Genomic DNA, 7,285 nt, shown 5'->3' with positions numbered 1-7,285 from the left:
CCCCCGATGCCGCCGCCGTCGAAGCCGCCCCAACCGGCGTCGTGGTTGCTGCTGGCCCCGGTGGTGCCGACGAACGAGCTGCCGACCCGCTTGCGGCGACGGCCTTCAGCCCGGTTGGACTTGCTCATCGCCGTCCGCACCGTGATCACCAACATGATCGCCAGGACCATTGCCACCAGCGCGATCACCATCGTGGAATTCATCCACAGACCCCTTTCGCCTTTGCGTTCGGCCGTTGGACGTAGCAGGGGTGGACCGCGTTGCGCTCGAGGTTCAACGTGAATTTCACGGACGTATTCCGGCTGCCACGCGCACGCAAAGGACGCGCGTCGGCTTCGCGATATGTGTGACGTCGCCGCTCAGCGAGCGCGGCGGGCCAAGCGCTCCGGATCAAGGATCAGCACGCTCTTGCCCTCAAGACGCAGCCAGCCGCGGTGCGCGAAGTCCGCGAGCGCCTTGTTCACGGTCTCCCGCGAGGCGCCGACGTACTGCGCGATCTCCTCCTGCGTCAGGTCGTGGGTGACCCGCAGCAGGCCCGCTTCCTGGCTGCCGAAGCGCTGAGCGAGCTGCAGCAGCGCCTTGGCGACGCGTCCCGGAACGTCGGTGAAGATCAGGTCGGCGAGCATGCCGTTGGTGCGGCGCAGGCGGCGAGCCACCACGCGCAGCAGCTGCTCGGCGATCTCAGGGCGAGTGGCGATCCACTGCCGCAGAGCGCCGCGGTCCATGCTCAACGCGCGCACCTCGGTGACCGTGGTCGCGGTCGAAGTCCGCGGCCCGGGGTCGAAGATGGACAGCTCGCCGAACATGTCCGACGGCCCCATGATCGCCAGCAGGTTCTCCCTGCCGTCCGGGGATTTGCGCCCGAGCTTCACCTTGCCGGACTGAATGATGTAGAGCCGGTCACCCGGCTCGCCCTCGGCGAAGATCACGTGTCCGCGCGGGAACTCGATAGGTTCCAGCGACTGTGCCAGTGCCTCCGCCGCGGCCGGCTCCACGCCTTGGAAGATGCCGGCTCGGGCCAGGGTCTCGTCCACCTCGTCCCTCCATGTTGAGACGCGGCGGCTGTCTGTGGTGCCGGACCCGCGTCAGCGTGTCTGGCGATGTGCCGCCGATCACTACCAGTAATTCTAAGACTGGTCGCGCGAACGGCGGGTACGTAGCCTACCGGCGCGTCCCACCCTGCGTAGCTGGAAAAGCTCCAGCGCACGTCCAATACCTTGCCGGAACAGCGCCCGCACCTCATCAGGCCGGGCGTTCTCCAGCAATTCCTCCACCTCGTTCTCTTGCACCGCCACATGCCGCAGGCGGGCTTCCACGCGCTCCATGAAGAGCGTGAAGAACATGATCACGAGCGGTACGACGATGACGAACCAGGCAGCCATCATGGTGTGAATCCTCGCTCATACCTTCGACGCCGGTTCAACCGGGGGTCGATTCGCAGGGCGGGTGACAGTACCGCCACCTTCCGTGTCCGTGCTCCTCCGTAGTCTGGTGGGGTGCCGGAGCCTGCCCGAAACACCCGCGCCAAGTCCGCTGGACCATCTCCCGACCAGGTCGTATCCCGGTCCAGGAACAAGGAGGAGACCCGGTTGGGACTCGTCCGGCGAGCGAGGCGCATGCTGCGCGCCCTCGGCGAAGCCTATCCGGACGCGCATTGCGAGCTTGATTTCAACACGCCTCTGGAACTCGCGGTCGCGACCATCCTGTCCGCCCAGTGCACCGACAAGCGGGTCAACGAGGTCACGCCCGCGCTGTTCCGCCGGTACCCGACGGCCGAGGCCTACGCCGGAGCCGAGCGGACCGAGCTGGAGGAGATGATCCGGTCCACCGGCTTCTACCGGAACAAGGCGGCGTCGCTGATGGGGCTGGGCGCCGCGCTCGTCGACAAGCACGGCGGCGAGGTTCCCGGAGAGCTCGACCAGCTGGTCAGGTTGCCCGGGATCGGGCGCAAGACCGCCAACGTGATCCTCGGCAACGCCTTCGACGTCCCGGGGATCACCGTGGACACCCACTTCGGTCGCCTGGTGCGCCGGTGGGGCTGGACCGAGCTCGAGGACGCGGTCAAGGTCGAGCACGCGATCGGCGAGCTGATTCCCCGCAAGGAGTGGACGATGCTGTCCCACCGGGTGATCTTCCACGGCCGTCGGGTCTGCCACGCCCGCAAACCGGCCTGCGGCGCGTGCCTGCTGGCCAAGGACTGCCCTTCCTACGGCGCCGGGCCGACCGACCACGTGGAGGCCGCGAAGCTGGTCAGGGGCCCGGAGACGCCGCGACTGCTGGAACTTGCGGGCATCGTCGACGAGGTCCCGGACAAGACCATCGAGAGCCAAGCGGCCAAGGAGCCGGTGGCGTGAACCTCCGTGCCTACCGGTCCGAGCTCCAGTGGACCGTCGTGGTCGTCGTGCTCGCCGTCCTCGCGGCGGTCGCGCTGTGGCCGCGCGGCCAAGATCAGCAGCAGGGCCCTTCCGCAGCTCCGCCACCGGCGGAACGGATCGATCCGCAGCACCGCGCCGCTGCCGCTCTGCAGGCGTGCCCGGCTGGAACCGGCGGACCCACCGAACTGGCGGGCACGTCGCTGCAGTGCCTGGCCGACGGCGGGCCCGTCGACCTGGCCGAGGCCGCCTCCGGCGGTCCGACGCTGATCAACCTCTGGGCCACCTGGTGCGTTCCGTGCCGCACGGAGCTGCCCGCGTTGCAGGCCTACAGCACCGAGCCGGGAGCGGTCCGGGTGCTGGGAGTGCAGGTCGACAGCGGCGCGGCGGAGGGTCTTGACCTGCTGCGCTCGCTCGGCGTTCACTTCCCGAACCTGCATGACGGCGACGACCGGGCGCGGGCAGCGCTGCGGTCTCCCAACGTGCTGCCGGTCAGCTACGTGGTGACGGCTTCCGGCGAGGTCCGGCGCATCGATCCACCGGTCGCGTTCGAATCCCCGCACGAGGTTCGGGCCGCCGTCGAGCGAACCCTGGGGGGTCAGTGAGCGACAACGGACCGCTGGTCGATCCCGCTGACCTGCCCGAATGGATGCGGACGCTGGTCAAGCGCACCGCTGACCTCGATCCCGGGCACTTCGGCTGGCCGAAGGACTCGCCGCCGTCCTCCGCCCGTCCCGCCGCGGTGCTGATCCTGCTCGGCGAAGGCGAGCAGGGCCCCGAGGTGCTGCTGCTGCGCCGCGCCGACGGGCTCAACTCGCATCCCGGTCAGGTTGCCTTCCCCGGAGGCGCGCTCGACGATGTCGATTCCGGCCCGGTGGACGCCGCGCTGCGTGAGGCCGTCGAGGAGGTGGGGGTGCGGGTCGAGGGCGTCCGGCCCGTTGCGACCCTGCCGGAACTGCACGTTCCGCACAGCGGTTTCCGGGTGACCCCGGTGCTCGCGCACTGGGTCGAGCCTTCGCCGGTCGCGCCGGTCGACCTGGGTGAGACCGCGGCCGTGGCCCGGGTGCCGATCTCCTGGCTCACCGACCCCGAGAACCGGGTGAGGGTGCGGCTGACCAGCGGAATGGTCGGTCCAGCGTTCCTGGTCCCGGGCATGCTCGTCTGGGGCTTCACCGGCGGGCTGCTGGCCGGACTGCTCGAACTGGCTGGTTGGTCGCGCAGCTGGAACCGGGCTGACGTGCGCGAGCTGGACGAAGCCTGGAGGGCGGCCGAAGAGGCCGACGAGATCGGTTTGGGGCGTTCCTGAGGGGTGGCGAAGACCTCCTTGGAAGCCCGGCTTGGCCGTTCTGTTGTCGAACCATGAGACGGTGGTGCGGCTGATCGTCCATCGCGAGGGGTGAGTGGGTGAACTGGGTCGACCTGCTGGTGGTGCTGCTGGCACTGCTCGCCGCGGTCTCCGGGGCTCGGAGCGGTCTGGTCACCGCGCTGCTGTCCTTCGTGGGCGTGTTCGTCGGAGCCGTGGTGGGTCTGAAGGTGGCGCCGCTGCTGCTGGACACCCTGGACAGCCCGGTCGCCCGGCTGGCCTTCGGCGTCGGCATCGTGGTCCTGCTGGTCGCCTTCGGTGAGACCTTCGGGATGTGGGCCGGCCGCGAGTTGCGGGACCGGATCACCTCGCCTCGGCTCGCAGGGGTCGACAACGCTCTGGGCTCGGTTCTGCAGTTCATCGCGGTGCTGGTCGTGGCCTGGCTGGTCGCGCTGCCATTCACCTCGGCCACCGCGCTGCCCGGCCTGGCGGCGGCGCTGAGCCGTTCGCAGGTGCTCAGCGCGGTCAACTCGGTGATGCCCCCGCAGGCCAGGGCCCTGCCCGACGACCTGCGCAAGATGCTCGGCATGTCGGGTTTCCCGGAGGCACTGGAACCGTTCTCGGAGACCCCGGTCGCCGAGATCGCACCTCCCGACCCGGCGCTCGCCGGCAGCGACGTGGTGCGCAACGCTCAGCCCAGCGTGGTCAAGATCCGCGGCAGGGCGACTTCGTGCGCCCGCGCGTTGGAGGGCACCGGTTTCGTGGTGGCGCCGCACCGGGTGATGACCAACGCGCACGTCGTGGCGGGTACCGACAGGGTGGCCATCGAGATCGGGCGCGGCGACTTCGACGCCGAGGTCGTGATGTACAAGCCGGACGTGGACCTGGCGATCCTGGCGGTCCCGGACCTCGACGCCGAGGCGATGGCTTTCGCCTCGCAGGCGGCCCGCCCCGGCAACGACACGATCGCGCTCGGCTACCCGCTCGACGGGCCCTACACGGCTTCGGCCGGTCGCATCCGGGAGCGCATCCGGTTGCGCGGGCCGGACATCTACGACAACGCGACCGTGGTCCGCGACGTCTACACGGTCCGCGGGCGGGTGCAGAGCGGCAACTCCGGCGGCCCGCTGATCGACCCCAGCGGGAACGTGGTCGGTGTCGTCTTCGGTGCGGCCGTCGACGACCCGGAGACGGGCTTCGCCCTCACGGCCGACGAGGTCGCCGACGAGGTCGAGGCGGCTCCGCACCTGGACACCCCGGTCGCCACGGGCAACTGCACGAACTGATCCCAGGGCCTGGAGCGATTCGCCTGAGGCGGTACTGGGCCCGAGCCGTCCATGATCGACGTCCTCTTCGTCCGGACAGCTCGGACCGGAACCGCCCGGTGAGGTTCCCGGGCACCTCCTAAACGCGCCATGCGGTGCGAAAACCGCGGCGGACCTGAGTCCGCCGCGGTTTCGACGTGAGTGTGAGCGCCCGATCCGTCAGCCTTCGGCCGGCTCCTCTGACTGGCGGCGCTTGGTGATGTTCTTGGTCTCCTTGAGGGACGCCATCGTGCGCTTCGGCGCGCTGAGCTTGCGGACCTTCAGGAAACCGAGCAGCCCGAAGAGACCGGCGACCAGCAGCATCGCCAGGAAGACGATGCCGAACGCGGCCCAGCGCCACAGGCCGAGGGCGTGCAGGCCCTCCGCGGCGGTGAAGAACAGGAAGAACAGGCTGAAGACCAGCACGGACAGCGCCAGGATGAAGAAGACGCTGCCCTTGAGGGCCTTCTTGACCTCACCGGCGAGCTCGGACTTGGCGAGCTCCACCTCGGAGCGGACCAGCGTGGACAGGTGCGTCGTGGCGTCTTTGACCAACGCGCCGATGGACTGCCCGTCAGGAGCTGTGCCCTCCTCGGACAACGGGATGGAGTTGACCGAACTCCACTCCGCACCTTCGCGGCTGCCGTTGGTGCTCTTCTGGGCGCTGTTCACGCGAACCATCGTGCCACGGGAGATCACATCCTTGCTCAGCGACTCGCTGTGCGTTACCCGTGAGTGACATTCCCGCCGGTCTCATCAGCGGAGTCGCCGTTGAGCCTGCGCCCCTTCCGGACCAGCGCCGCAGCGGCCAGCAGCGAGGCGACCGCGGAGGCGATGAGCACTGCGGCCTTGGCGCGTTCGGCGGCCGCGCCCTCCAGCGCGAGTTCGGTGATGAGCAGGCTGACCGTGAACCCGACGCCGCCGAGCATCGCCAACGCGCCCATGTCCACCCAGGACACCGAGCTCGGCTTGTCGCCGATGCGCAACTTCACGGCGATGAACGAGGTGACGAAGATGCCGACGAACTTGCCGACCACCAGGCCGACCATCACGCCGATCGCTACCCGGTCCGCGAACATGGAGGTCAGCGCCTCGCCGTCGACAGGGACCCCGGCCGCGAAGAATGCGAACACCGGCACCACCAGGCCCGCCGACCACGGCTGCATCCGGTGCTCCAGCCGCATCGCCGGGGACGCCCCCTCGTCGGGGTCGGTGCGGACGCGGGTGAGCAGGCCCAGCGCGACGCCGGCGATCGTGGCGTGGATGCCGCAGCTGTGCACCGCGATCCAGGTCGCCAGGGCCAGCGGAACGTAGATCCACGACGAGCGGATGCGCTTGTGCTGCAGGAACCAGTACAGAGCGCACAGCGCGACGGCGGCCAGCAGCGCCAGCAGGTCCAGACCGGAGGTGAACACGACCGCGATCACGATGATGCCGCCGAGGTCGTCGACCACGGCGAGGCTGAGCAGGAACACCCGGGCGGCGGTCGGCATCCAGGACCCGGTCAGCGCGAGGACGCCGAGCGCGAAGGCGATGTCGGTGGCCACCGGGATCGCCCACGCGGTCTCGTGACCGGGGGCACCGACGCTGACCGCGAACGCCAGCCCGGCGGGCACGACCATGCCGCCGATGGCGGCGATCACCGGCAGCAGCGCGCTGCGGATGTTGGACAGCTCGCCGATCACCAGCTCGCGCTTGAGCTCCAGGCCGGCGACGAAGAAGAAGATCGCGAGCAGGCCGTCCTTGGCCCACTCGCCGATGCTGAGGTCGAGGTGCAGCAGGTGCGGCCCGACCTCGAAGTCGCGGATCGCGGTGTAGAAGGCGCTCGCGGGGGAGTTGGCCAGCAGCAGCGCGATGGCCGCGGCGGCGAGCAGCACCATGCCGCCGACGGTCTCGGTGCGCAGGTAAGCCCCGAAGTCGAAAGTGCGAGCGCGGTTGCGGGCGTCGGACAAAGCGGCTCCGTTCGTGGACAGCACGATTCCGTCGCCGACCAGACTTCCCGGCACACCTGTAGCCAAGCGTAACATCCGTCCGGCCGATCACTTGTCCGTTCAAGCACCTCCGCGAAGCTGTTCGTGCAGCTCAGAGTGGGTGTGCGAGAAAAATGGGAGGGCGCCCGCAATGCGGACGCCCTCCCGTGAACTGCGTTGACGATCAGTCGTCGGCCGACTTGAGGCCCTTGGAGATGAGGTCCATGACTGAGGAGTCGGCGAGTGTGGAGACGTCGCCGACTTCGCGGTTCTCGGCGACGTCTCGGAGCAGGCGGCGCATGATCTTGCCGGATCGGGTCTTGGGGAGTTCGGGCA

Annotated in this window: 9 protein-coding genes; 4 read left to right on the top strand and 5 right to left on the bottom strand. The window is 69.3% G+C overall.

Annotation, left to right across the window (positions count from 1 at the left end):
* The 3 genes from E1161_RS26795 to E1161_RS26785 form a co-directional block, all read right to left on the bottom strand.
* Positions 1–203 (bottom strand): hypothetical protein (locus E1161_RS26795; protein WP_207920427.1); only part of this gene is annotated, 203 nt, incomplete at its 3' end.
* A gap of 156 nt (positions 204–359) precedes the next feature.
* The gene (locus E1161_RS26790; RefSeq protein WP_093422841.1) at positions 360–1,034 is read right to left on the bottom strand and encodes a Crp/Fnr family transcriptional regulator; all 675 of its coding nucleotides are present in this window, start codon (positions 1,032–1,034) and stop codon (positions 360–362) included.
* Positions 1,035–1,127: 93 nt separating this feature from the next.
* Positions 1,128–1,382 carry a hypothetical protein gene (locus E1161_RS26785; RefSeq protein WP_029535541.1) on the bottom strand — a complete coding sequence of 85 codons (255 nt, stop codon included), beginning with the start codon at positions 1,380–1,382 and terminating at the stop codon, positions 1,128–1,130.
* A 234-nt stretch (positions 1,383–1,616) separates the two neighbouring features.
* On the opposite strand from E1161_RS26785, the gene nth reads away from it, so the two are divergent.
* From nth to E1161_RS26765, 4 genes are all read left to right on the top strand, one after another.
* Complete coding sequence (gene nth, locus E1161_RS26780) at positions 1,617–2,354, top strand: endonuclease III (protein WP_132627523.1); 738 nt, start codon at positions 1,617–1,619, stop codon at positions 2,352–2,354.
* Positions 2,351–2,977: a TlpA family protein disulfide reductase gene (locus E1161_RS26775; RefSeq protein ID WP_132627521.1), complete on the top strand. Its 627-nt coding sequence runs from the start codon at positions 2,351–2,353 to the stop codon at positions 2,975–2,977. The genes nth and E1161_RS26775 overlap by 4 nt, the downstream gene beginning before the upstream one ends.
* A 44-nt stretch (positions 2,978–3,021) precedes the next feature.
* Positions 3,022–3,678 (top strand): NUDIX hydrolase, encoded by a 657-nt coding sequence (locus tag E1161_RS26770; protein ID WP_132627522.1) that lies wholly within the window; start codon positions 3,022–3,024, stop codon positions 3,676–3,678.
* Between the two features lie 98 nt (positions 3,679–3,776).
* Positions 3,777–4,961, top strand: a complete 1,185-nt coding sequence (locus E1161_RS26765) for a MarP family serine protease (RefSeq protein ID WP_132627520.1) — start codon at positions 3,777–3,779, stop codon at positions 4,959–4,961.
* Between the two features lie 198 nt (positions 4,962–5,159).
* Here the strand turns inward: E1161_RS26765 and E1161_RS26760 are convergent, their stop codons facing one another.
* Together E1161_RS26760 and nhaA are read right to left on the bottom strand one after the other, a co-directional pair.
* A complete protein-coding gene (locus tag E1161_RS26760; RefSeq protein WP_132627519.1) occupies positions 5,160–5,660 on the bottom strand; it encodes a phage holin family protein in 501 nt (166 codons plus the stop codon).
* Between the two features lie 44 nt (positions 5,661–5,704).
* Entirely contained in the window at positions 5,705–6,958 is a 1,254-nt protein-coding gene (gene nhaA / locus E1161_RS26755; protein WP_268951431.1) for a Na+/H+ antiporter NhaA, read from the bottom strand.
* Positions 6,959–7,285 lie beyond the last annotated feature (327 nt).

Source organism: Saccharopolyspora aridisoli (genome assembly GCF_004348445.1).
GTDB lineage: Bacteria > Actinomycetota > Actinomycetes > Mycobacteriales > Pseudonocardiaceae > Saccharopolyspora > Saccharopolyspora aridisoli.
Note: the sequence above shows the minus strand (reverse complement) of the source record. Positions and strands in the feature narration are given on the sequence as shown.

What these genes read in the sequence shown, in the direction of transcription:
- E1161_RS26760 (WP_132627519.1), bottom strand. Translation starts at nt 5,660, where the DNA reads ATGGTTCGCGTGAACAGCGCCCAGAAGAGCACCAACGGCAGCCGCGAA.
- E1161_RS26785 (WP_029535541.1), bottom strand. Translation starts at nt 1,382, where the DNA reads ATGGCTGCCTGGTTCGTCATCGTCGTACCGCTCGTGATCATGTTCTTC.
- E1161_RS26770 (WP_132627522.1), top strand. Translation starts at nt 3,022, where the DNA reads ATGCGGACGCTGGTCAAGCGCACCGCTGACCTCGATCCCGGGCACTTC.
- nth (WP_132627523.1), top strand. Translation starts at nt 1,617, where the DNA reads ATGCTGCGCGCCCTCGGCGAAGCCTATCCGGACGCGCATTGCGAGCTT.